The sequence below is a fragment of the Rhizobium sp. GW821-FHT14E12 genome (assembly GCF_058803745.1).
In genome coordinates, this window is record NZ_JBXAPH010000001.1 from 585,074 (window position 1) to 606,452 (window position 21,379).

The 21,379-nt window shown below is 59.9% G+C and carries 21 protein-coding genes; 11 read left to right on the top strand and 10 right to left on the bottom strand.

The window, feature by feature from the left end:
• Nucleotides 1–5 precede the first annotated feature (5 nt).
• A complete protein-coding gene (locus AC1RO0_RS02895) occupies nt 6–695 on the bottom strand; it encodes a ferredoxin (protein WP_498591455.1) in 690 nt (229 codons plus the stop codon).
• Between the two features lie 104 nt (nt 696–799).
• Entirely contained in the window at nt 800–2,380 is a 1,581-nt protein-coding gene (locus AC1RO0_RS02900) for a trimethylamine methyltransferase family protein (RefSeq protein ID WP_007696791.1), read from the bottom strand.
• Nucleotides 2,381–2,640: 260 nt separating this feature from the next.
• Here AC1RO0_RS02900 and AC1RO0_RS02905 point away from each other — a divergent pair, with 260 nt between their 5' ends.
• Nucleotides 2,641–3,342, top strand: a complete 702-nt coding sequence (locus AC1RO0_RS02905; RefSeq protein ID WP_498591456.1) for a corrinoid protein — start codon at nt 2,641–2,643, stop codon at nt 3,340–3,342.
• 66 nt (nt 3,343–3,408) lie between these two features.
• On the opposite strand, the gene AC1RO0_RS02910 is transcribed toward AC1RO0_RS02905, so the two are convergent.
• Entirely contained in the window at nt 3,409–3,567 is a 159-nt protein-coding gene (locus tag AC1RO0_RS02910) for an entericidin domain-containing protein (RefSeq protein WP_498591457.1), read from the bottom strand.
• Between the two features lie 19 nt (nt 3,568–3,586).
• Here AC1RO0_RS02910 and AC1RO0_RS02915 point away from each other — a divergent pair, with 19 nt between their 5' ends.
• The 7 genes from AC1RO0_RS02915 to AC1RO0_RS02945 all read left to right on the top strand — a co-directional run bounded on the left by AC1RO0_RS02915 (nt 3,587) and on the right by AC1RO0_RS02945 (nt 9,901).
• Nucleotides 3,587–4,225: a DUF1638 domain-containing protein gene (locus AC1RO0_RS02915; RefSeq protein WP_498592365.1), complete on the top strand. Its 639-nt coding sequence runs from the start codon at nt 3,587–3,589 to the stop codon at nt 4,223–4,225.
• Between the two features lie 239 nt (nt 4,226–4,464).
• Entirely contained in the window at nt 4,465–4,767 is a 303-nt protein-coding gene (locus tag AC1RO0_RS02920; protein ID WP_007696804.1) for a virulence factor, read from the top strand.
• Entirely contained in the window at nt 4,760–5,338 is a 579-nt protein-coding gene (locus AC1RO0_RS02925; protein WP_498591458.1) for a methylenetetrahydrofolate reductase C-terminal domain-containing protein, read from the top strand. The genes AC1RO0_RS02920 and AC1RO0_RS02925 overlap by 8 nt, the downstream gene beginning before the upstream one ends.
• Before the next feature lie 3 nt (nt 5,339–5,341).
• Nucleotides 5,342–6,436: a methylenetetrahydrofolate reductase gene (locus tag AC1RO0_RS02930; protein ID WP_498591459.1), complete on the top strand. Its 1,095-nt coding sequence runs from the start codon at nt 5,342–5,344 to the stop codon at nt 6,434–6,436.
• A 94-nt stretch (nt 6,437–6,530) separates the two neighbouring features.
• The gene (locus tag AC1RO0_RS02935; protein ID WP_498591460.1) at nt 6,531–7,496 is read left to right on the top strand and encodes a methyltetrahydrofolate cobalamin methyltransferase; all 966 of its coding nucleotides are present in this window, start codon (nt 6,531–6,533) and stop codon (nt 7,494–7,496) included.
• Between the two features lie 2 nt (nt 7,497–7,498).
• Nucleotides 7,499–7,852 (top strand): hypothetical protein, encoded by a 354-nt coding sequence (locus tag AC1RO0_RS02940; protein WP_498591461.1) that lies wholly within the window; start codon nt 7,499–7,501, stop codon nt 7,850–7,852.
• Nucleotides 7,853–7,897: 45 nt separating this feature from the next.
• A complete protein-coding gene (locus tag AC1RO0_RS02945; protein ID WP_498592366.1) occupies nt 7,898–9,901 on the top strand; it encodes an ASKHA domain-containing protein in 2,004 nt (667 codons plus the stop codon).
• An 18-nt stretch (nt 9,902–9,919) separates the two neighbouring features.
• On the opposite strand, the gene AC1RO0_RS02950 is transcribed toward AC1RO0_RS02945, so the two are convergent.
• Entirely contained in the window at nt 9,920–10,861 is a 942-nt protein-coding gene (locus AC1RO0_RS02950; RefSeq protein ID WP_498591462.1) for a LysR family transcriptional regulator, read from the bottom strand.
• Nucleotides 10,862–10,939: 78 nt separating this feature from the next.
• Between AC1RO0_RS02950 and AC1RO0_RS02955 the strand changes: the two genes are divergently transcribed.
• From AC1RO0_RS02955 to AC1RO0_RS02965, 3 genes are all read left to right on the top strand, one after another.
• Nucleotides 10,940–11,185, top strand: a complete 246-nt coding sequence (locus AC1RO0_RS02955) for a hypothetical protein (protein WP_498591463.1) — start codon at nt 10,940–10,942, stop codon at nt 11,183–11,185.
• A 75-nt stretch (nt 11,186–11,260) separates the two neighbouring features.
• Nucleotides 11,261–11,467: a hypothetical protein gene (locus AC1RO0_RS02960; RefSeq protein WP_498591464.1), complete on the top strand. Its 207-nt coding sequence runs from the start codon at nt 11,261–11,263 to the stop codon at nt 11,465–11,467.
• A gap of 301 nt (nt 11,468–11,768) precedes the next feature.
• The gene (locus tag AC1RO0_RS02965; RefSeq protein WP_498591465.1) at nt 11,769–12,788 is read left to right on the top strand and encodes a GlxA family transcriptional regulator; all 1,020 of its coding nucleotides are present in this window, start codon (nt 11,769–11,771) and stop codon (nt 12,786–12,788) included.
• A gap of 36 nt (nt 12,789–12,824) precedes the next feature.
• Here AC1RO0_RS02965 and AC1RO0_RS02970 read toward each other — a convergent pair whose 3' ends face one another.
• The 6 genes from AC1RO0_RS02970 to AC1RO0_RS02995 all read right to left on the bottom strand — a co-directional run bounded on the left by AC1RO0_RS02970 (nt 12,825) and on the right by AC1RO0_RS02995 (nt 21,312).
• A complete protein-coding gene (locus tag AC1RO0_RS02970; RefSeq protein WP_498592367.1) occupies nt 12,825–14,156 on the bottom strand; it encodes a diguanylate cyclase in 1,332 nt (443 codons plus the stop codon).
• Nucleotides 14,157–14,354: 198 nt separating this feature from the next.
• A complete protein-coding gene (locus AC1RO0_RS02975) occupies nt 14,355–15,185 on the bottom strand; it encodes a response regulator (protein ID WP_007696834.1) in 831 nt (276 codons plus the stop codon).
• Nucleotides 15,186–15,416: 231 nt separating this feature from the next.
• Nucleotides 15,417–18,008, bottom strand: coding sequence for a mechanosensitive ion channel family protein (locus tag AC1RO0_RS02980; protein WP_498591466.1), 2,592 nt, complete (start codon nt 18,006–18,008; stop codon nt 15,417–15,419).
• Nucleotides 18,009–18,184: 176 nt separating this feature from the next.
• Complete coding sequence (locus AC1RO0_RS02985) at nt 18,185–18,745, bottom strand: DUF924 family protein (RefSeq protein WP_498591467.1); 561 nt, start codon at nt 18,743–18,745, stop codon at nt 18,185–18,187.
• 174 nt (nt 18,746–18,919) lie between these two features.
• The gene (locus AC1RO0_RS02990) at nt 18,920–20,335 is read right to left on the bottom strand and encodes an FAD/NAD(P)-binding protein (RefSeq protein WP_498591468.1); all 1,416 of its coding nucleotides are present in this window, start codon (nt 20,333–20,335) and stop codon (nt 18,920–18,922) included.
• Between the two features lie 377 nt (nt 20,336–20,712).
• On the bottom strand, nt 20,713–21,312 hold the full coding sequence (locus AC1RO0_RS02995) for an RBBP9/YdeN family alpha/beta hydrolase (RefSeq protein ID WP_498591469.1): 600 nt from the start codon (nt 21,310–21,312) through the stop codon (nt 20,713–20,715).
• Between the last annotated feature and the right edge of the window lie 67 nt (nt 21,313–21,379).

Sequence of the window (21,379 nt, forward strand, 5' to 3'; positions counted from 1 at the left end):
GCTTTCTAAGGGTGGAGCGCCGCCATGTGAAAGGCAAGCTGTGCCGGCGAATAACGATAGCTGGTCCCCACGGGACAGGCGTTGCGCGCCAGACAACCACTGACCATACAGCCGGCCCGCCCAGCATCCGTCCTGAGATGCGACCGACAGCCCGCCACATCGAAGCCGCTGGATGTGACCGCACCGACAGGACAGGCCGTCAGGCAAGGCTTTTCAACACAATGATCGCAAGGATGCGCAGCAACCACGGCTGGCTCCCCTGCCTCGACGGCATCGGCGAACCCCAGGGCACCGCGATAGCCGTGCCACAGGCCATATTCCGGGTGAATCAGGATGCCAAGCGGCGATGCCTTCAGACCTTCCGCCTGCATTGCCCACCGCTGAAACGGCTGCCAGGGCGGATCGGACGGGAAATAAGCGGTCGCGCTGAAAGTTGCGGCAATCGGCTGAATGATCGCTTTCGACCAGTCGTCGAGCGGATCGCGACATCTGGCATTTTCCGGCAATTGCCGCCAGCGCGAAAACGGTTCCCAGATCGAGCCTCCGATATTGCCAAGCAGGATGACACTTCGGGCCGGCGTCCCATCCTGTAGTAGCGGTCCATCGCCGTCGTCAAACCATACCAGGCCACGAACAAAAACTCCGTGGGCGCCAAGCGCCGCACGGAGTTTCCTGACAATGGTAGAGCCGCTCATCAACGCGGCCCCTTATATTCGTAATGCGGCCGCCAGACTTCCTTCTGGATCAGATCGGCAACCCGTACCGCACCGCCTTGCTCCCTGGCGGCATCGGGCTCTCTTCAGGTGAAGGCGTCCGGCATCGAATCCTTGCGCTTCTGGACATAGGCCAGCAGCGCCTCGTCGATCGCGGGATCGAGCGGCGGAGCTTCGTAATGATCCAGCCAGGAGCGGCAAAGTGCGTTGGCGCGCTGCTCGACACGCTTCTGGCCTTCGATTTCCCACTGCTCGAAGGAATTATTGTCGGCCAGAGCCGAACGATAGAAAGCGCTCTGAAAGTTCGCCTGCGTATGGGCGCAGCCGAGATAGTGGCTGCCGGGGCCGACTTCACGGATGGCGTCCAGAGCCTGACCGTTTTCGGAGAGATCCACGCCTTCGGCCATCTTCTGCATCATGCCGAGCTGATCCTGGTCGATCATGAATTTCTCGTAGGAGGAAACCAGACCGCCTTCGAGCCAACCGGCCGCATGCAACACGAAATTCGTGCCGGCGAGCAGCGTCATGTTCAGCGTATTGGCCGATTCATGTGCCGCCTGTGCATCAGGCACCTTGGAGGCGCAAAGAGAACCACCGGTACGGAACGGCAGACCGAGACGCCGGGCGAGTTGGGCGGAGCCATAGGACACCAGCGACGGCTCCGGCGTGCCGAAGGTCGGAGCACCCGACTGCATCGAGATCGAGGCGGCGAAGGTGCCGTAAAGCACCGGCGACCCCTTGCGGATCAGCTGTGTGAAGGAGGCACCGGCCAGTACTTCGGCCAGGATCTGCGTCAGCGTGCCAGCTACCGTCACCGGGCTCATAGCGCCGGAAAGGATGAAGGGCGAAACGACCGAAGCCTGGTTATGGCGCGCATAGACCTTCAGCGCACCGAGCATGGTCTCGTCGAACACCATCGGCGAGTTGGCATTGATCAGGTTCAGCGTCACGCAATTGTTTTCGACAAAATCGTCGCCGAAGACGATCTTCGCCATGGCGATCGTGTCCTCGGCGCGCTCAGGCGCGGTGACCGAGCCCATGAACGGCTTGTCGGAATATTTGATATGGCTGTAGATCATATCGAGGTGGCGCTTGTTGACGGGAACGTCGACCGGCTCGCAGACCGTACCGCCCGACGAATGCATCGACGGCGCCATATAGGCAAGCTTCACGAAATTGCGGAAATCCTCGATCGTCGCGTAACGGCGATTGCCTTCGAGATCACGGACGAAGGGAGGGCCATAAACCGGCGCGAAGATCGTCGCCTTGCCGCCGACATGGGCGTTGCGGTCGCTATTGCGCGCATGCCAGGTGAATTCCTTCGGCGCGGTCTTCAGAAGTTCGCGGCAAAGCCCTTTCGGGAAATGCACCCGCTGCCCCTTGACGTCGGCACCGGCGTCTTTCCACAGCGCCAGCGCTTCCGCGTCGTCGCGAAACTCGATGCCGATTTCCTCGAGTATAGTGTCGGCGTTGCGCTCGATGAGCTGCAGGCCTTCCTCGTCCAGCACCTCATAGACGCCGATCTTCCGGACGATATAGGGAAGCGACGGACCCGGTCCGCCGCCGCTGCGCGATGCGCGTCGTGCAGCAGCACCCCTGCCCTCGCCGCGCGAACGCCGTCCGCCACCATCACCGCCCGCGGCCGGTTGCTCAATGATATCGTCCATGATGCTTCCTCGCTCCTCCGCATGAATGCGTCTATTCTGCTCCATGCTACTCTATTCCGTCGCATGGACATTCCTCTATGCGCCAGCGACTAGCATAGGACAGACATGCACGCAGGGATATCGCCTCGCCCCCATCCGTCGCGAATTATCCGTGCAGCGTCGCTTTCGAAAAGAGTTTTGTCATCGTTGAGGTTTATCGCTTATTGAGGCAGTATTTTATACAAGCTTCCGAGGCACTGCACGAAAATGGGATGGAGCGCATGTCTGACGACGAAATCATTCTCGCGGAACTTTCTGATGAGGAACTCGTGCAGCAGATGCATGACGACCTTTACGACGGACTGAAGGAGGAGATCGAGGAAGCGACCAATATCCTCCTCCAACGCGGCTGGACGCCTTATGATGTCCTAACACAAGCCCTCGTCGAGGGCATGCGTATCGTCGGCATCGATTTCCGCGACGGCATTCTCTTCGTTCCCGAAGTGCTGCTTTCCGCCAATGCGATGAAGGCCGGCATGTTTATCTTGCGGCCGCTGCTGGTCGAGACCGGAGCGCCGAAGCTCGGCAAGATGGTGATCGGCACCGTCAAGGGCGACATTCACGACATCGGCAAGAACCTCGTCGGCATGATGATGGAGGGAGCCGGCTTCGACGTCATCGACCTCGGCATCAACAACCCGGTCGAAAACTATCTCGACGCCATCGAGCGCGAACAGCCCGACATTCTCGGCATGTCGGCGCTGCTGACGACGACCATGCCCTATATGAAGGTCGTTATCGATACGCTCAAGGAAAAGGGTATGCGCGACGATTACGTCGTTCTCGTCGGCGGCGCGCCGCTGAACGAGGAATTCGGCAAGGCTGTCGGCGCCGATGCCTATTGCCGCGATGCGGCCGTAGCGGTTGAGACCGCCAAGGACTTCATGAAGCGCAAGCACAACAGCCTGGCTGCACGAGCCTGATTGCAACGAATTCCAAACTGGCGACAACCGATGGGTTGTCGCCGGCCCATTGGCATCCCAAGTTAGTTATTGGGCGGCCCTCTTGACTGTATGACCGGCATCTTCCGTCGCGTTGACGGCGTTGGCGGTATCCCTGCCCACACCACGAATTGTGTTCGCGCATGAAGCGAGTAGCATAAGGACAGCGCAGGCGGCGGCGATTTTGGTGAATGTCGGTGAAGTCATGATCTGGAACCCTCTCGGAATGGATATTGATCGGCAAAAGGTGGAGAAAAATCCTCCGCTCAAGAAACGCACAACATTGCAAAAGGTTCATGTGATCGCGTGCGGCGCAATCGCGCGCGAGATACTTGCGGTCACCAGAATAAATAGTCTCGATCACATCGACTTGCACTGTCTTCCCGCGATCTACCATTCCTACCCGCAGAAGATCGCCCCCGCCTTGGAAGAAGCGATTGCAAACGCGCGCGCACGCGGCTTCGAGAAGATCTTCATCGGCTATGCCGACTGCGGTACGGGCGGTGATATCGACAAGATCTGCGAGCGTGAGGGTATCGAACGCCTCTCCGGACCGCACTGCTATTCCTTCTTCAGCGGCAACGAGGCCTTCGCCGCCCGCGAGGACGACATCACCTCGTTTTTCCTCACCGATTTCCTCGCCCGCCAGTTCGAAGCCTTCGTCATCGTGCCGCTTGGCCTCGACCGTCATCCGGAGCTGCGAGACATGTATTTCGGCAATTACCGCAAAGTCGTCTATCTCTCGCAGGAAGAGGATCCAGCGCTGCAGGAAAAGGCAAAAGCAGCAGCAGCCTTTCTCGGCCTGGAGTACGAATACCGCTTCACCGACTATGGCGACCTCGCGCGTGAATTGCTGGCTGTCTGATTACGACATTCATCCCATATCGCCGCTTGCGGCCTCCCTGCGATATCGCCATGCTGGGCACCATCGAAGGCGTTGAATCACGGCCTAAAACACTTGCCGCCTTGCGCGACGGCGAAGTTTACTGCCGTTTGTGAAGGTGCTTTGCATGGAGCGTCGTTTTTCGGCATATGCCGCGTCGTGGCAAGCGCAGTCCCGGGGTGGACGGACGTGCATTCTTGATCAAAGAGGAGAACTTCTGCATGGCGGATCGCATTGTCGTCTATTGGCGGGATATTCCGGCCCAGGTGATCATCAAGAAAGGGCGGCAGGCGGCGAAACGTGAGCTGTCTCTGCGCTTCACCGAAGCGATCGACATGTGCGCCATGCGCACCGGAGCCGCCGAAACGGATGACTATCTGGCCGAATGGCGCAAGGCCGATCCCGTACCCGTCTCCGACGATCTGGAAGCCGAGGCCGACAAGGCCGCAAGCGAGCTCGAAACCGCCTATGACCGGGAGCGTCTCATTGCCCTGGTGAAGGCCGGGGGCCGCGACAATGGCTGATCCCGCCCCGAAACCGGGCAATGCCGCTCCGGGCGCGAAGGCCGCCAGCGGCGCCTATACGCCCGCCGGCGTCTCGCCGAACCGTCGCGCACGGCGCAAATACACTGTCCGCCTTTGGGCCGTGCGCCATTCGCGTTTCCTCGAATGGTTCTACCGCCGCTTCGCCGATGCTTTTCTCCTGCTGCATCCGCTCTGGAAGAAGATCGGCTACGAGCGCGTCGAACGTCCCATCACTTTCGTCGAGCGCAATGTGAAGGGCTTCCTCTTCGACTGTCGCATGTGCGGCCAGTGCGCGCTGTCGTCGACCGGCATGTCCTGTCCGATGAACTGTCCGAAGCAGCTGCGCAACGGCCCCTGCGGCGGTGTGCGCGCCAATGGCAATTGCGAAGTCGAGCCCGACATGCCCTGCGTCTGGGTGCAGGCCTGGAACGGCTCGCGCAACATGGCCTATGGCGATGCAATCTTGAACGTGCAGAAGCCGGTGAATCAGTCGCTGCGCGAGACGTCTTCCTGGCTGCGTGTGACGGCGGAAGCCGCCGCGGCCCGTGAAGCGGCAAAGAAGGAAGCCTGATCGATGGCGCATATCGATGAAAATCCATTGGGCGCGCATCTGCCGCTCGATCCCCTGCCCGGCCATTCCTCGCTCGGCCGGCTGGAGCGGGTGCTTCGCCGTGGTGAATTCGCCGTCACCGCAGAGCTGAATCCGCCCGACAGCGCCAATCCCGAAGATGTCTATGAGCGCGCCGCGATCTTCTCCGGATGGGTGGATGGTATCAACGCGGTCGATGCCTCCGGCGCCAATTGCCACATGTCCTCAGTCGGCATCTGCGCGCTGCTGACGCGCATGGGCTATGCGCCGATCATGCAGATCGCCTGCCGCGACAAGAACCGCATCGCCATCCAGGGCGACGTGCTGGGGGCTGCCGCCATGGGCGTCTGCAACATCATGTGCCTGACCGGCGACGGCGTGCAGGCCGGCGACCAACCGGGCGCCAAGCCGGTTTTCGACCTCGACTGCATGTCGCTACTCGAAACCGTCCGTGTCATGCGCGACAATGCGAAATTCCTCTCCGGTCGCAAGCTGACCTCTCCGCCGAAGGTCTTTCTGGGCGCCGCCATCAACCCGTTTGCGCCGCCCTACGACTTCCGCCCCTATCGGCTTGCGAAGAAGATCGAGGCCGGCGCGCAGTTCGTCCAGAGCCAATATTGCTACGACGTGCCGATGTTCCGGGACTATATGAAGAAGGTCCGTGATCTCGGCCTGCATGAAAAATGCTTCATCCTGGTCGGCGTCGGTCCGCTCGCCTCGGCAAAAACTGCCCGCTGGATGCGCTCGAACGTGCCAGGCGTGCATATTCCGGATGAGATCATCAAGCGCATCGAGGGTGCCCAGGATCAGAAGAAAGAGGGCAAGCAGCTCTGCATCGATATCATCAACGAGGTGAAGGAGATCGAGGGCGTATCCGGCGTCCACGTCATGGCCTATCGCCAGGAAGAATATGTCGCAGAAATGGTGCATGATTCCGGCGTGCTGAAGGGCCGCCGGCCATGGAAGCACGAGGCCAACCGCACCGACGCGCTGGTCGCCGAGCGACTGGAACATATCCGCGAGGGCAAGGAAGAGAACCAGCAAGAAATGGCCGAAGCCGCCGCCCATCATACACATTGAAACGAGCGGCGGGCGGAGGAGCCCGGCCCGCTTGTAACCCCCATCGTGGCACGATAGATCTGCTCTATCGTGCCAACTGACCAGAGGATCAGACATGACGCGCACCATCGTTGCATCCGCCACCCGCGAAATCATCATCGGCTTCGATCAGCCCTTTTGCGTGATTGGCGAACGCATCAACCCGACGGGGCGCAAGAAGCTGGCCGCCGAGATGATCGAGGGCAATTTCGATACCGTCATCAAGGATGCGCTTGAACAGGTGACCGCAGGCGCAACCATGCTCGACGTCAATGCCGGCGTCACCTCGGTCAACCCGAACGAGACGGAACCGGGCCTGCTGGTGCAGACCTTGGAAATCGTCCAGGGTCTCGTCGATGTGCCATTGTCGATCGACAGCTCGGTGACGGCGGCAATCGAGGCGGCGCTGAAGGTCGCCAAGGGCCGACCGCTGGTCAACTCCGTCACCGGCGAAGAGGAAAAGCTCGAAGCCATCCTGCCGCTGATCAAGAAATACGACGTGCCGGTCGTCGCCATTTCCAACGACGAGACCGGCATTTCCATGGACCCGGACGTTCGTTTCGCCGTCGCCAAGAAGATCGTCCAGCGCGCCATGGACTACGGCATCAAGCCTGAGGACATCATCGTCGACCCGCTCGTCATGCCGATCGGCGCGCTCGGCGACGCCGGCCGCCAGGTCTTCGCGCTACTGCACCGCCTGCGCAACGAGCTGAAGGTCAACACCACCTGCGGCCTTTCCAACATCTCTTTCGGCCTGCCGCACCGCCATGGCATCAATGCCGGCTTCATCCCGATGGTGATTGGTGCCGGCATGACCTCGGCGATCATGAACCCCTGCCGTCCGCAGGAAATGGAAGCCGTGCGCGCTGCCAACGTGCTGAACGGCACGGACGCCAACTGCACCAACTGGATCATGACCTATCGCGACTACAAGCAAGCAGAAGGTGGTGCCGCCCCAACAGCGGCGGCTCCGACGGCGGGTGGCGGTGGTCGACGGGGTGGGCGCGCGGCACGGGCCGGCGCAAGCGCAGCGAGGGAATAGTGATGACCTATCCAAGCCAGAAGCTTTCCAACGACCTCGCCACATTGTGGTTTCAGGCGCCCATGGTGATCTCCATGCGCCTGTCGCAAATGTGGATGACGGCCATGACCGGCGGCGGCGTGAATTCCACGGAAGTCAACCGCATGGTCTCCGAGAAGATGATGGCTGCTGCCGAAAGTGCGGTCGCAACCAATATGGCTCTCACTCAACAGGGCATCGCGGCGATGACGGCAATGGCAACAGGTGGCCGCGTCTCATCGAGCCGCGCCGCCGATGCAATCGCCCAGGCTTCGGTGAAGCCCTATAGCAAGCGTGTTCGTTCGAACGTACGCCGCCTCAGCAAACAGAAAGGCTGATCCGTGGCTCAAGCCAGCGACAGCACGAATCCCCTCGTCCTCTTCATGCCTTCCGGAAAGCGCGGCCGTTTCGCGGTCGGCACACCGGTGCTGGAGGCAGCAAGGCAGCTTGGCGTTTATGTCGAAAGCGTCTGCGGTGGCCGCGCGACCTGCGGGCGTTGTCAGATTTCCGTGCAGGAAGGCAATTTCGCCAAGCACAAGATCGTCTCCGCCAACAACCATCTCTCGCCGATCGGCCCGAAGGAAAAGCGCTACGCCGAGGTCCGTGATCTGCCGGATGGGCGCCGCCTCTCCTGCTCTGCGCTGATCCAGGGCGACCTCGTCATCGACGTGCCGCAGGATACGGTGATCAATGCGCAGGTGGTCCGCAAGGCCGTCGACGAGCGCATTATCGCCCGCGACACGGCCGTGCACATGTGCTACGTCGAGGTCGAAGAGCCGGACATGCACAAGCCGACAGGCGATCTCGACCGGCTGAAGGCGGCATTGGCCGCCGACTGGAAATACGACAATCTGGAAGTCGATTTTCACATCATCCCGCAGGTGCAGTCGATCCTGCGCAAGGGCGAATGGAAAGTCACCGCCGCGATCCACCAGGATCATGAGAGCGATCCCCCACGCCTGATCGCGCTCTATCCGGGCCTGAAGAACGAAGCCTATGGCATCGCCTGCGATATCGGCTCGACCACCATCGCCATGCATCTCTCCTCGCTGCTGTCGGGCCGCACAGTCGCGTCCGCGGGCACATCCAACCCGCAGATCCGCTTCGGCGAAGACCTGATGAGCCGCGTCTCCTATGTGATGATGAACCCGGACGGACGGCCCGCGATGACCAATGCCGTGCGCGAGGCGCTGAACGGGCTGATCGACAAGGTCTGCGCCGATGGCGGCGTGTCGCGCCAGGACATTCTCGATGCCGTCTTCGTCGGCAATCCGATCATGCATCACCTCTTTCTCGGCATCGACCCGACCGAGCTTGGCGGTGCGCCCTTTGCGCTTGCCGTGTCCGGAGCCGTACACCTGACCTCGGCCGAAGTCGGCTTGCCGATGAATACGGGCACGCGCGTCTATATGCTGCCCTGCATCGCCGGCCATGTCGGCGCCGATGCCGCCGCAGCGACGCTGGCTGAAGGGCCGCACCGGCAGGATGAAATGATGCTGCTGGTCGATATCGGCACCAATGCCGAAATCGTGCTCGGCAACCGCCAGCGCGTCGTCGCCGCCTCCTCGCCCACTGGCCCGGCCTTCGAAGGCGCCGAGATTTCCAGCGGCCAGCGTGCCGCTCCGGGCGCGATCGAGCGCGTACGCATCGACCCCGTGACGCTCGAGCCGCGCTACCGCGTCATCGGCATCGAACCCTGGTCGGACGAACCGGGTTTTGCCGAGGCAGCAGCAACGGTCGGCGTCACCGGCATTTGCGGATCGGCGATCATCGAGGTGGTCGCCGAAATGTTCCTCGCCGGCATCATTTCAGAGGACGGCGTGGTCGACGGCGGCATGATGGCGCGCTCGGCGCGTATCCTGCAGAACGGCCGCACCTATTCCTATCTGCTGCGCGACGGCGAACAGCGCATTACGGTGACACAGAACGACGTGCGCGCCATCCAGCTCGCCAAGGCCGCCCTCTATGCCGGCGTCAAGCTCTTGATGGACAAGCAAGGTATCGATCACGTCGACCACATCGGCCTTGCCGGCGCCTTCGGCACCTTCATCGATCCGAAATATGCGATGGTGCTCGGCCTGATACCGGATTGTGCCCTCGACAAGGTAAAGGCGGTCGGCAACGCCGCCGGCACCGGCGCGCGCATGGCGCTCCTCAATCGCGGCTATCGCCGCGAGATCGAGGAAACCGTCAGCAAAATCGAGAAGATAGAGACAGCGCTTGAATCAAAATTTCAGGAGCATTTCGTCTATGCTATGGCGCTGCCCAACAAGGTCGACGCCTTCCCGGAACTCTCGAAGGTCGTGACCCTGCCGGAACGCAAGCAGTCCTCTGACGATGCAGGCGGCGAAGGTGGCGGCCGCAGACGTCGCCGCAGCCGCGAGTAACACTTAACTGGCCGCGGTTTACGCGGCCAGTTTTCGCCCGATTTCTACGAACGCCTGCCGGATGCTATCGGCCACCGCCTTCATCGGCCCCGTCATCTGCGATGCCGTCAGCAGGCGAATGTCGAAGGAGGTGAGTTCCGGCAGGCCCTCGTTCGGCCCGAGGATCTCCATATCCTCACCAATGTAGGACCGTGGAAACGGCGCAACCGCGAGATCGGAGACGATAGCGGCGCGCTGCGCCATCGTATGGGCGCTGAGATAGGAGACGCGGTAGGGCCGCTTGTGCCGTTCCAGCTGCGCCAATGCTTCCGACCGCCAGATGCAACCATCTTCCCAGATCGAGATCGGCAAGGGATCGCGCCGATAGGCCGTGCCACATTTGGCGCCGGCCCAGACGAGACGCTCCGTAAAGATCACCTCGCCGTCCGTCGGAAATGGCCGTGTCGCGCAATTGATCAGCGCGAGATCCAGGCGCTGCTCCTCGATGCGCTTCTTCAGCTGGAGGCTCATATCCACGACGACATCGACCATGATGCCGGGATAGCTCTCCGAAAAGCTCTTCAGGATGGTCGGCAGCAGGCGCTCGCCGATATCATCGGGTGCACCCAAGCGCACGACGCCGCTGAGCTCGGGCATAATGAAACGCGATACGGCTTCGTTCGACAAGGCTAGGATGTTGCGCGCATAAGAAAGCAGCATTTCGCCATGCTGCGTCAGGCTGACCGAGCGCGCATCGCGCAGAAACAACGTCACGCCCAGCTGCTCTTCCATCTTCTTGATCTGCATCGAGACCGCCGACGGCGTGCGAAAGACCGCATCGGCGGCAGTGGAGAAATTACCGGTCTCGGCGATGGCGACAAAGGTGCGCAGAACTTCATTGTCGAGCAGCGGTATGGGCCGGCGAAACGGTACGGTCATATCGGCATCCTTCAATTTTTCTGATCTTAAGCACCATATCATTTCGTTTGCCTGAATGTCAACGAGGGGACATATTGGTCCTAACGAAACTGACAAGGCAGCCGAAAAGGAGCGATGACCATGGCTGACACCATACTTTACGAGGCATCTCGCCTGTTCAACCTCATGCGTGTTCGCGTCGTCCAGCGGACGGCACAGCATACGCTCGATGAGATCGTGGCGCGCTTTCCAGCGCATCTGATCGACGACGTCAACGCACGCGGCTTGCCGCCGGATCGGATGCTGTCGGCCTACGAACGAAAGCCCGCAAAGGCACCATCGTTCAATAATACTTATGGCAGCTATAAGATCTATTCGCTTGATTGATACGTAAGCCAGCCCCATATTAACCCGTAAAGGTCGCGACCTTTCGGGCATCTAAAAACCGAAAGGAACCTGGAAATGACGACGATTATCTATAGAGACACCGGTAGGACGCGGAGCACGCTCCCGGCGAGTGGTGGTTATGTGCCATTTATCACCCGCATCGCCGATCGCTGGCAGCAGTGGCGTTCCGAGCGCGAGCTTGCGTCTCTTTCGGACGACATGCGCAAGGATCTCGGCTGGCCAGTCGCGGACGAAACGAAGAAGCCCAAGGCTGCCCGATGATTGTGATAGCCTCAAAATTCTAAAGGCGATGCTCAACCGAAACGAGTGTCGCCTTTCGAACATCTAGCATGTGCAAGCCTGCCTTTCTTTTATCTTGATTATGATCCCCATATATATTTGACCATCTAAGGGAATTGCTTGGCTACCTGGCCTGCTTTCTTTCCTGTGGCAATTTTAATAAGCCAGCACAAATATCTCTTTGCGGCCGCTATTATCCATGCCAGTGTCGCTATTAGACCATCGAGCCGACGCATTTGACGCAAGGTATACGGAATGGTCCTGAAGCATGGATTTTCCCGATATGAGCAAGATTCCGACTAAGACGCGTTCCCTGGTTTTCTTTCTCGTTCCCCATTTTACCATGCTGCCGTTTTCCGCTGCGGTTGAAACGCTGCGGATCGCCAACCGCATGCTGGGTTACCCCGCCTACTCATGGCGACTTGCCTCGACCGATGGCCAGAAGGTCTATTCCTCCAGCGGCATCGGGCTTGAGGTCAATTCGGCGCTCGCCGACGAGCGCCGTTATCTCAGCGGCGAAAATCGGCCGAACATGGTGCTCGTCTGTTCGGGCATCTATGTCGAGGAGTTCAACAACAAGTCGGTCAATGCCTGGCTGCGTGAGACCTACAATCGCGGCGTCGCCGTCGGAAGTCTCTGTACGGGCGCGCATGTGCTCGCCCAGGCAGGTCTCCTGAACGGCAAGCGCTGCGCCATCCACTGGGAAAACCTTCCTGGCTTCTCCGAGACCTTCCCGCAGGCGGAAGTCTATGCCGATCTCTACGAGGTCGACAGCAATCTCTACACCTGTGCCGGCGGCACGGCTTCGCTCGACATGATGCTGAACCTGATCGGTCAGGACTTTGGCGAGAACCTCGTCAACCGCGTCTGCGAGCAGCAATTGACCGATCGCGTCCGCAGCCCGCACGACCGCCAGCGCCTGCCGCTACGCGCCCGCCTCGGCGTCCAGAACGCCAAGGTGCTGTCGATCATCGAACTGATGGAAAGCAATCTCGCCGAGCCGTTGTCGCTGCTTGAGATCGCCGACGATGCCGGGCTATCGCGCCGCCAGATCGAACGCCTCTTCCGCCAGGAAATGGGACGCTCGCCGGCTCGCTACTATCTGGAAATCCGCCTCGACCGCGCCCGCCACCTGCTGGTGCAGTCCTCCATGCCGGTGGTGGAAGTGGCGGTTGCCTGCGGCTTCGTTTCCGCCTCGCACTTCTCCAAGTGTTATCGCGAACTCTACAATCGCTCGCCGCAGCAGGAGCGCGCCGAGCGCAAACTCACCATGTCGAATAATCGCACCGGCGTGGTGATCTGAAGCTACAATCGGTAACCAATCAACAATCGAAGCGGCCTATTCGGCCGCTTCTTTCGTCATCTTGAAGTCGGAATAGACCTGGTTTCGGCCATTGTGCTTGGCCATGTAGAGAAACTGGTCGGCGGCGTTCAAATAATTCTCGAACGCCTCGTAGCCGGCGATCTCGGCCACGCCGATCGACACGGTGACTGACAATTCCTCGTCATCCGCATTGACCTTCAGGTTCGAGAGACTGACGCGCACATCGTCGCAAATGGCGGTTGCGGCGCGTGAATCCGTCTCCGTGAAGAGAATGGCGAACTCTTCGCCACCGAGCCGGGACAACAAGCTATCGCTGCCTTCGAACAGAGACCTGAGCCGGTCGGCGACCGCCTTCAGCACCTGATCACCGATTTCGTGACCGTAGGTGTCGTTCAGCTTCTTGAAATGGTCGATATCGAGGATCGCGACCGAACTCGGTCGCTGACGGCGCAGGCACTCGTTCACGATCCTCGGACCCTGATCGTAGAAGTACCGCCTGTTGTAGAGCCCGGTCAGATAGTCGCTCGCCGCCAAAACGCGCAACTGCTTGAGCTGCAACAGTGTCTCGACATTGAGCGCAATGCGGCACTGAAGTTCTTCCTCCACGAAGGGACGGTAGATGAAGTCGTTGGCGCCAGCCTTGAGGAAGGCCGCTGAAAGCAGCCGATCATTCGAAGAGGAGACGCCGATGACGCGCATCCGATCCGAGCCGAAGTGATGGCGAATGCGCCGCGTCAGCTCCTGACCATTCATGTCGGGCATATGATAGTCGGTGAGCACCATTTCGATGTCGCTGTAGTCCTCGAGCACCGACAGAGCCTCGACGCCGGAACCGGCTTCAACCACCTTGAACTGCTGTGCCTCCAGAATTTCGACCAGCACGCGCCGTGCCGACGGCATGTCATCCACCACCAGCACGCGCGTACTGCGGTTGGAGATGGCGCGCCTCACGGAGGAGACGAGATTGTCGAGGGCGAATTCATTGTCCTTCAGAACGTAGTCGACAATACGCCGCTCCATGATGCGGCTGCGCATCGCCACATCGAAGGATGCGGTAAAGACGATTGACGGAATATGGTGAGCGATGGCGACATCCAGCGCCTCGCCATGCGGCGAATCCGGCAGGTTGAGATCGACGACCGCCATGGTGAAACCATGCCCACCGATCGCAAGCACTTCGTTCAGTTGCTTCAGCGAAGAGCAGTGGGTGACGTTAAGTCCGAGTTCTGTTTGGAAGCGGTGGCCGAGGACGGCTGAAAACATGCGCGAATCTTCCACCAGAAGTATCTCCTGGCTGCCACGGCGATGACCTTGGCCATCACTGAGGAAATCCACGCGCACCACCATTTCTTTCACGCCCTCCGAACCGCCTGGCACCGCCTGTTCGTCATCGCTATTGCGGACGAAACGACTGTGCTATCGGTCCCATCGTGAACAGGATTCGTGAAGAAAGCGGAACCATAGATTGTACAAATCTTATGAAAAACATGAATTATCTTCACGTTTTTCTTGATTGAACATCCACGGCTCTCCCCTTCCAACATGTCAGGCACTCATTCTGACTTGCCGCACAGACTGGATCTGCAGCAGCGTGTCGAGATTCTGGTTCACGCGGCAGTAGAATTCCTCGTCGATAAACGGCCGCAGCATGAAATCGTTGCCGCCGGCCTTGAGAAAACGCGCCGACAGAAGCCGATTGGTGGAGGACGAGACGCCGATGATGCGCAGCTCATGCGAACCGATGCTGGCGCGGATGCGGCGCGTCAGTTCGAAGCCGTCGATATCGGGCATGTTGTAATCGGTGACCATCAGGCCGATGTCGCGGTTAGCCTTGAGGATCTCTAGCGCCTTGGCGCCGTTCTCTGCCACGCTCACGCGGAAATTATAGCGCTTCAGGCGGCTGGACAACAACGCGCGCGCCGTGGCGCTATCATCGACGATCAGTACATGATGGCGATGATTGGTGAGGAAACGGCAGATCGATTCCACCAGCAGATCGACGGCAAAGACATTGTCCTTGAGAATATAATCGACAACATCCTTGGCGATCAGCTCGTCGCGCATGCCCGCAAGGAAGGTGCCGGTAAAGGCGATCGTCGGGATGCTGAGATCGATGAGATATTCCAGCGCCTCACCCTTTTCCGCGCCGGGCAGATTGATGTTGGAGATCGCCAGCCGGATCGGCTCCGACGATTTGTCATAGGCGAGCTGCAACTCCTCAAAGTTGCGGCAGATTTCAATGTCGATGTCGAGGAGCTCCTTCAGCTTCGTGCTGATCATTGACGTAAAGACATTCGAATCCTCGGCAAGGAGAATGCGTGCTCCGGAAAGCGACCCACCGGAATATTGCATTCCGGAAATACCCAAAAATGACATGATAAAACCTGCTAATAAAAACTCCGCCTCGTCCGAGTTTCTACAGCAAAGCCTTTGAGTATTTGTTAAGTCGACTGGTTTCCCATAGATGAAGAAAGCAGCCGTCAGAGCACCCGGCTCGTATCTGGATACCGAGCGATGCCCTAGTCTTTCAAAACCGGAGCATCCCTATTCTATACTTTCGATCTTTTGATTTCAGACGGGCGACGCCGCACACCCGTATCGGTCACATCACTCTGCCGGCGCCCTGCCACGGCGGCGGCCGGCGCTTTTGGTTTCCGGCAGCGGATGCTCGATCGGAGAAACAATCTCTTTCACAACCTCCGCGCTCTCGCCTTCCGGTCCATCCGCCGATTCTGCAAGAATGCTGCTCGGCTTGCCCCGCTTGCCATCGCGAACGATATGCAGTTCCTGATGCGGATAGGGAATGGAAATCCCTTCCTCGCGGAAACGCCGGAGGATCTCGATCCGCAGACCGTTGCGGATCTCCATGCCGTCGGAGAGATCCGAGAGATAGAAGCGCATCTCGAAATCAAGCGAGGATGGGCCAAAGCGCAGGAATTCGACATGCGGCTCCGGATTTCTCAGCACCTTCGGAACGTTGCGCACCAGTTCCAGCAGGATATCCATCACCTTCCTGGGATCGGATTCGAAGCTGACGGAAACGGGGATTTCCGAGCGCGCCAGACGGTTGCGGTGCGTCCAGTTGCCGACGGAAGCATTGATCAGCTCCGAATTCGGCACGATGATCGACTGCTTGCGGAAAGTCTCGATCTCGGTGGCGCGCACCGAGATGCGCTTGACGATGCCTTCCGAGGCGCCGGAAACGATCCAGTCGCCGACCTTGAAAGGCCGCTCGACAAGAAGGATCAAGCCGGAAACAAAGTTCGACACGATGTTCTGCAGGCCGAAACCGATACCGACCGAAAGCGCACTGGCGACAAGCGCCAGGCTCGACAGGTCGATACCAGCAGCCGAAATAGCAAAGATGGCCGCCAGCGCGATACCGAGATAGCCGATGCCGGTCTTGACCGAATTGCGCACGCCCAGGTCCATCTGGCCGCGCGCCATGACATTGCCGTCCAGCCAGCGCTGGAACCAGCGGGTCACCAGATAGCCGCCGGCAAACAGCAACACGCCCGCGAGGATACCGACCAGCGAAATCGACATATTGCCGATGCGGATCTCGGTGAACAGCCGATAGGCGAAGAGCTCCAGATCCTGGATATGGAAGCCCCAGGACAGCAGGATCAGGGGAATACCGGTCAAAAGCGCGACAGCATAGGTCGCAAGGCTGGCGACAAGCCCTGCCTGATCGAGCGCGACATCGCCAAGCTTGAAGCGGTTTTCCAGGAAACGCCCGATGATCGTTTCGGCAAAGACGCCCTGCCGCGACACGGCCTTACCCAGCTGGAAGCCGATATACATGGTGACAAGAACGGCGCTGGTCATGATCAGCTGCGTCGCGATGAAGCGCGCCAGACCGACATAGCCGATGACCGCCGTGAAGATCAGCAATGTACCGAGTACCCGAAGGATGATCGCCATGCCATGCGGCCAGCGGCGGCCAGGATCATCCGGATCGCCGCTCTTGGCGAGAATAGGCTTGCCGAAGGAGGACGTGATCAGGATCAGGCCAATCAACAGCGCGGCGAAGAAGCTCTTCGCCACGGTGACGACAACCGGCGACCCCATGGATTCGCTGATACGATCGAAGACATAATCCAGGCCGTTGACGACAGCCATGGCCTGCATGCACCAGCTCAGCGACTTCGCACCCTTGTTCGACAGCTTGACGAGCCGCCAATGCGGCCTGAAAGGCGCGAAAACGGCATTGCTAAGACGACCGACGAAATAGACCAGCCAGATGAAGCCGAAGAAGGCCGCCAGTACCGGCGCAATATCCGGCCGCAGCACATTGAAGTTCGAAAGGCTCAAAAAGGACGTGACGAGAAAGGCGGCCAGCGACAGCGTTCGGATCAATGTCGACCAGAAGGCAACGGACAGACGACTGATATAAGGCGGGTTCTCGATGTTTTCGTCCCGGACGTAATAACGTCCGAACAACCGGTAGCCGCCCAACAGGAAAATCATGGCTGCGGTGAGCGACAGAAAGACGGCGGCAAGGAGCGACCCGAGCTTTGCCTTCACCACGAAGCTGATCCAGCTCGTGACCGCATCGCTGAACTTTACGCCCTCGTCGACGAAAGCCGTTCCCGCATCCTCGAAAGTTCCCGCGGAAATCCCAGTGCGCTTGAACAGCGTTTCGGCGAATAGCTTGCGGCGCATTTCGACGAGCTGCATCGAGAGATGGTTGGTCGCTGCGACAAGATTGTCGACATCAAGGGTGACGGCGCTGATCTGCGAGCGTTCGGCGGTGAGCCGGTCACGTTCCTGCGTGACGATCGGCGCTTCCGGCGGCTGTCCTTCCTTGGGAGCAGCACCGAGCTGCGTCAGACGCGTGTCGATCTCGGCAAAGCGTGGTTTCAACCGCGCAGAGAGCGCCGCGACGGAACGATTGAGATCATCGGCCCGACCGGACAATGCCACCAGCGTATCGTCGTCCGCACCTTCACTCTTGGAAGCGTCCTCGATCGAGGAGAAATCCTTCTTCGCCTTGTTGAGATCGGCAACGGCCGTGTCCAGCAAACCATTGGCGAGCGGCGCCGATTGTGCGGGCTGATCCGATTGCTGGGCCGGCTGTACCTGTTGCTGATCCTGCGCGAAGGCATGCCCGCCCGCCAAAGGATTTGCCGTCACGGCAAAGCTCAATCCCAAAAGCAGCAAGGACAGAAAACGGAGGCGGTGTTTCAGCAGGCGCAAGCAAAGCTCCTCGTCGCGGATAAAGTCGCTGGCGGCCTGAATAAACGGATTCGCCGCGCGGAAGAAATGAAAGAACGGAATCTACCTATACTGCGATTGTGCATTTCATAGTCCCTACGCGTAAGCCTTGTAAGGCAAAGAAAGGCGACAGAAAGGCATTTGCCACCCTTATCCCCTTAGAAGCCCGCTCCCGGCTGGGCGAGATACTCTTTCTCGGCCTCGGTCGACACGCGCCCAAGCATGGCGTTGCGATGTGGGAAACGGCCGTAAGCGGCGATAACGGCGCGATGCCGGAGCGCATAGTCGATCTGTTCGTCCAGACCGAGCGCTTGGAAAAGAGCAACCGACCGATCCTGCTCGGCAAGATTTTCGGCATGCTCGAACGGCAAATAGAGGAACATCCGCCACTCCGCCGGCATCTCCCAATCAGCATCCACCTCCAGAGCCGCTTTCGCCTCCCGCAACGCCAAGCCGTCGGTTGCGAAAGCAAGCGGAGTGCCGCGATAGACATTGCGGGGGAATTGATCGAGGACAATGATTGCGGCCAGTCGGTTTCCCGGCGTCGCTCGCCAGAGATCGCTCACCCCTGCCGCCAGAGCCAGATGCGTGTCACGAAACCGACGACCGATCTCTTCGTCGAGTTTGACCGTCGAGCGAAACCAGTCCTCGCTCGTACACTCCTCGAACCAGAAGCTTAATACCTCTTCCGGCGTACAAACGATCGGCTTTGCTGCCATTGCCTGTCTCCCAACACTGCCCTCGGGAGATAGGTCTATAAGCCCATGGCGGCAATGGCGAGCTCACCATTACTCATCCTTTTCGCAGAATCAGGATGAAGGCGATGCCGATTGACGCTCTTGAACGTGCGTACCTGGTCATGTGCCACCCTCGACCAGCGAGATATGGCTCTATTACACGGCCTTGCATTGCGGATAGAACCGCGCCGCAACGCCTTCCGCCGCAGCATAGGCCTGCATCACGATCTCCGGCACCAGATCGATATCCGGCAGGCTCCCGAGCCCCAGCGGCCCCACGGCGAAAAGCCCGTCGGTCGTGCGACCATCCACCGAAAGTGCGCCGGTGGCCTCGACGGCAAGGCCGAGGCCGAGCTCGTCCGGCATGGCAAGGCCAGCATCGATCAGGCTCTGCATCAGCGGCGTCGTCAGGTCGGGCGCCTGACAGCGGCAGTCGATCACCTCGTCGGCATAGATCGGCTCGATGCCCTGCTGGCCGGCCGGCCTCATCGTCAATCCGGTCGGCGTGCGCCGCAGGAAGTGTCCGCGACGCAACAACGTGTTGCCCTCCGCGAGTTCCTGTTGCAGCCGAACATGCAGCGCCTCCGGCAGGCGATTGCGGTGGCTGTCGTAAAGGGCGCGCAGATGGCGATTGAACTGCTGTTTCTGGCCCGCCGGCAGCGACCGCCAGAGCGAGCGGGCATGCTTGCGCAGGCCGTTCATGACGGATTGCCAGTTCTGCCCGTTGGCCTCGGCATTTTCGCAAGCCGCGCGAATGAAACGGACGATCTCGCTGAGATTACCGGGCATCGCTTCGGCTGGAAAGACCGGATCAGCATTGCTGCGGGTGTGGCTTTGCGGCAGGAAGCCGCGTCTGGAAACAAGAGTGATCTGGCCGTCATAGCCGCTGTCGCGCATCTGCAGCAGCCGGTCGACGACGCGCAGGCCACTGCCGAGCAAAACCGTATGCGGGCGCGACACCAAGCGGCGGGCGCGTACGGTCGTCGGCGTCGCCACAGGCTCGCCGCTCTGCGGCTGGTCATCGGCAATGCCGTAACCGGTCGCCAGGACCACCATGTCGAACAGCGGATTGGAAACGCCGGCGCTTTCCACCAGAAAACGGCCACCACGGCCGCGGCGAAGGCCGACCACCGTCTCGCCGCTCACCTGCACCGTGATATCACGCCGCGAAGACAGCGCCTCGGAGAAGCGCTGATAGACATAATCGCTGAAAATGCTCTTTGGCACGAATATCTGCAGAAATCCGGGTATCGCCGCCGGCACGGCACTGCGGAACGGGGCGTTGCTACAGAGCCAGTCGTTGAAATCATCGGGATCGCCGGCGGAGACCGAGAGATCGCGCACGCGGCTGTTGAGGATTTCGCTGCTATGGCCGGAGGCGAGCGCCTGACCGCCGCTGACGCTGGAATTGGGATCGAAGAGCTGCAGGTGAAATGGCGTCCGCACCGTCTTCATCAAGGCGATCGCCATCATCATGCCGGAAAAGCCGCGGCCGATAACGGCGATGCGCGGTATCCCATAGGCCTGTGCCGCGGCATTTGCCTTGGCGGAGAAAAATCCCTGAACCGTCATATCAACTCCTGGGGGGCGAGGTGGTCGATCATGCTTTTCTAAGGGCATACTGATACTTTGCCGGTGAACCTCATGCGGCTCGCAGCCATCAGGCCGCGAAGCGCTGCGCGCCCGTAAACACACAAGGGCCGCTTTGGTTCCTTGAACCTGAAGCGCATTTCCCACTTCGGCTCTCATCCGAAAGAGGAATGCTTCAGGCGGGTTTCCGCTCCAGCGCGAAACCCTGTTCCCTTCGGCAACCTTCATACCGCAAGCCCATTGGCCCGGAGGAATTTGGTTGCTCATATAGTCTACTTATTTAGTCGTATATGAAAGCGCGAAAATGCGCCGGTAGCAAGCGCTTTCTTGCGACCGGCGCTTTGATGGCTGATGTCGTCCTACGACATGGCCGGACACAAGACATCCTGCAATCGCGGTCTTGTGCGCTTATTCCTTTGGTTTTCAAGCGGCTTGGTGAAGTCGGAAAACAATCGATAGCCCTGCTCCCAGCGACCGAAACCGCTGGCGATATTGATGTGGCCGGCATGGCCGAGATCATGAAACTCGCTGCCCCAGTGCGCGGCAAAGCCGCAAAGCTCGGCAAAATCCATGTAGGGATCGTCCCGGCTGCCGACGACGAGGCTCGGAAATGGCAGGGCCTCGGCCGGCATCGTGCCGAAATCGATGGCGCCTGGATGCAGCTGCTCCGTCCGCCCCAGATCGCAAGGCGCGACGAGAAAAGCACCCTTCACACGGCGAGCAGCAGGCCGATTTGCGAGGTTTGCGGCAAGCAGGCATCCGAGACTATGGGTGACGAGCCACACTTCCCCTGCCCGCTCCAGTTCGGTCTCCAATGCCGCCAGCCAATCCTTGAGCACCGGTCTTGCCCAGGAGGTCTGGCGGACGATGGTCGCAGCCCGATGATCGCGCGCCCAATGGCGCTGCCAGTGGCCCTCGGCGGAACCATTCAAACCGGGAACGATCAATGTCGCGACCATGGCGCTCTCCTGGATGGCAATCGGCGGCTAATCGGGCCGCACGCTTACAATTTCTCCATTCGATGCC

Coding starts and splice junctions, on each gene's coding strand:
- AC1RO0_RS02965 (WP_498591465.1), top strand. CDS start 11,769: ATGAGCAAGATTCCGACTAAGACGCGTTCCCTGGTTTTCTTTCTCGTT.
- AC1RO0_RS02985 (WP_498591467.1), bottom strand. CDS start 18,745: ATGGCAGCAAAGCCGATCGTTTGTACGCCGGAAGAGGTATTAAGCTTC.
- AC1RO0_RS02975 (WP_007696834.1), bottom strand. CDS start 15,185: ATGTCATTTTTGGGTATTTCCGGAATGCAATATTCCGGTGGGTCGCTT.
- AC1RO0_RS02930 (WP_498591459.1), top strand. CDS start 5,342: ATGGCGCATATCGATGAAAATCCATTGGGCGCGCATCTGCCGCTCGAT.
- AC1RO0_RS02915 (WP_498592365.1), top strand. CDS start 3,587: ATGGATATTGATCGGCAAAAGGTGGAGAAAAATCCTCCGCTCAAGAAA.
- AC1RO0_RS02970 (WP_498592367.1), bottom strand. CDS start 14,156: ATGGTGGTGCGCGTGGATTTCCTCAGTGATGGCCAAGGTCATCGCCGT.
- AC1RO0_RS02990 (WP_498591468.1), bottom strand. CDS start 20,335: ATGACGGTTCAGGGATTTTTCTCCGCCAAGGCAAATGCCGCGGCACAG.
- AC1RO0_RS02910 (WP_498591457.1), bottom strand. CDS start 3,567: ATGACTTCACCGACATTCACCAAAATCGCCGCCGCCTGCGCTGTCCTT.
- AC1RO0_RS02995 (WP_498591469.1), bottom strand. CDS start 21,312: ATGGTCGCGACATTGATCGTTCCCGGTTTGAATGGTTCCGCCGAGGGC.
- AC1RO0_RS02895 (WP_498591455.1), bottom strand. CDS start 695: ATGAGCGGCTCTACCATTGTCAGGAAACTCCGTGCGGCGCTTGGCGCC.
- AC1RO0_RS02960 (WP_498591464.1), top strand. CDS start 11,261: ATGACGACGATTATCTATAGAGACACCGGTAGGACGCGGAGCACGCTC.
- AC1RO0_RS02945 (WP_498592366.1), top strand. CDS start 7,898: ATGCCTTCCGGAAAGCGCGGCCGTTTCGCGGTCGGCACACCGGTGCTG.
- AC1RO0_RS02955 (WP_498591463.1), top strand. CDS start 10,940: ATGGCTGACACCATACTTTACGAGGCATCTCGCCTGTTCAACCTCATG.
- AC1RO0_RS02900 (WP_007696791.1), bottom strand. CDS start 2,380: ATGGACGATATCATTGAGCAACCGGCCGCGGGCGGTGATGGTGGCGGA.
- AC1RO0_RS02905 (WP_498591456.1), top strand. CDS start 2,641: ATGTCTGACGACGAAATCATTCTCGCGGAACTTTCTGATGAGGAACTC.
- AC1RO0_RS02935 (WP_498591460.1), top strand. CDS start 6,531: ATGACGCGCACCATCGTTGCATCCGCCACCCGCGAAATCATCATCGGC.
- AC1RO0_RS02925 (WP_498591458.1), top strand. CDS start 4,760: ATGGCTGATCCCGCCCCGAAACCGGGCAATGCCGCTCCGGGCGCGAAG.
- AC1RO0_RS02920 (WP_007696804.1), top strand. CDS start 4,465: ATGGCGGATCGCATTGTCGTCTATTGGCGGGATATTCCGGCCCAGGTG.
- AC1RO0_RS02950 (WP_498591462.1), bottom strand. CDS start 10,861: ATGATATGGTGCTTAAGATCAGAAAAATTGAAGGATGCCGATATGACC.
- AC1RO0_RS02940 (WP_498591461.1), top strand. CDS start 7,499: ATGACCTATCCAAGCCAGAAGCTTTCCAACGACCTCGCCACATTGTGG.